2 protein-coding genes are annotated in these 1,807 nt (G+C 65.6%); both read left to right on the top strand.

The window, feature by feature from the left end:
- Positions 1-118 precede the first annotated feature (118 nt).
- A complete protein-coding gene (locus AB1609_22870) occupies positions 119-1,417 on the top strand; it encodes an ISAs1 family transposase (protein MEW6049277.1) in 1,299 nt (432 codons plus the stop codon).
- A partial coding sequence (locus tag AB1609_22875) for an ISAs1 family transposase (GenBank protein MEW6049278.1) occupies positions 1,392-1,807 on the top strand: 416 nt, incomplete at its 3' end. The genes AB1609_22870 and AB1609_22875, both read left to right, overlap by 26 nt.

A 1,807-nucleotide genomic window follows, 5' to 3' on the forward strand; every position in this document is an offset into this window, starting at 1 on the left:
TGTAAGTAACCCAATCGCTTGAACAGGGGGACTGGCGCTTTCCGCTCCGCTGTGATACCATCGGGACATGAACGAGCACGCCCCGCGGACGGCAGTCCCTGGTCAGCTCACACGCGAGGTGACGCCGCAGGACCTGGGCTCCCTGGTAGTGCGGCCGATCCTCGCCCAAGAGGAGCGGGCTTGGGACGATTTGATGGCCGCCCACCACTACTTGGGCTTCCGGCAGTTGACGGGCGAGTCGCTGAAATACGTGGCGCTGTTGGACGGCGCTCCCGTGGCGCTGGTGGGCTGGGGCTCGGCTGCCTTCGCCTGCGGCCCCCGCGACCAGTGGATCGGGTGGTCACCGGAACAAAGGTGGCGACGGCTGCGTTTCCTCGCCAACAACCAGCGTTTCTTGATCCTGCCCGGGGTGCGGGTGAAGAACCTGGCTTCCAAGGTGCTGGCGCTGAACGTGCGCCGCCTCTCCGGGGACTGGCAGGCCATCTTCGGCCACCCGATCCTCCTGGCGGAAACCTTTGTCGATCACACCCGGTTCGCGGGGACGTGCTACCGCGCAGCAGGCTGGATCAGGCTGGGCGAAAGCAGAGGATACGGGCGGTCAAGCGGGCAGTACTACTTCCACGGCCAGCCCAAGACCATATGGGTCCGCCCCTTGCACCCGGCGGCCCGGCAACTGCTGGCCGCACCCTTTGATCCGCCCCTGCTGAGGGGAGGGAAGGCAATGATTGATCTCAACGCGCTGGCGATCGAGCAGGAGGGCGGTCTGCTGGATGTGCTGGCGCAGTTGCCGGATCCTCGCAAACGGCGGGGGATACGGCACAGCCAGGTTTCCATCCTGGCGGTGGCGGTGTGCGCCTGCCTGGCCGGGGCGCGGAGTTTCCTGGCCATCGGGCAGTGGGCGGCGCAGTTGCCCCAGGAACTCTTGAGACGCCTTGGCTGCCGGTTTCACCCGGTCAAGCGCCGGTACATCCCGCCCAGTGAGCCCACCATACGTCGCGCCCTGCAGTCCATCGATCCCGATCTTCTCGACCGGTTGCTGGGGCAGTGGTTGGCGAAGCAGGTGCCGGCAGAGGCGGTGGCGGTGGACGGCAAGACGCTCCGGGGCGCCAGGAGGCCCGGAGGTGGGCGGGTTCATCTCATGGCGGCCCTGGTCCACAAGGAGGGCGTGGTAGTCGCCCAGCGGGAAGTGGATGAGAAGAGCAACGAGATCCCGGCAGTGAAGCCACTCCTTGAGCCCGTGGACCTTGAGGGCAAGGTGGTCACTGCCGACGCGATGCACGCCCATGAGGATCTGGCCCGCTACCTGGTGGAGGAAAAGGGCGCGGACTACCTCTTCACAGTGAAGGCCAACCAGCCCACCATGCTGAGTGACATCAAGCTGATCTCCGACGATGATTTTTCCCCCTCCGTACCGTGACCTCGACAAGGGGCACGGGCGCATCGAGATCCGCACGGTGCGGGCCAGCAGCGTACTTCAGGGGTACCTCAACTTCCCCTATGCCGCGCAGGTCTTTCGCATCGACAGGATAACCACCGACCTGCAGGGAGGGAATCTCCGTCGGGAAACGGTGTATGGCGTTACCAGCCTGTCCGCGGAGGCAGCACCGCCCAAGCGGCTCCTGGATCTCTCCCGGGGGCACTGGCACATTGAGAACCGCCTGCACTGGGTGCGGGACGTCACTTACGACGAGGACCGCTCTCAGGTGCGCAAGGGTTCGGGCCCACGCGTCCTGGCCACGCTGCGCAACCTGGCCATCAGTCTTTTGCGGCTCGCTGGCTTTACCAACATAGCCGAAGCGCTGCGCAT

Source organism: Bacillota bacterium (assembly GCA_040754675.1).
In the GTDB taxonomy this organism is placed as follows: Bacteria; Bacillota; Limnochordia; order Limnochordales; family Geochordaceae; genus Geochorda.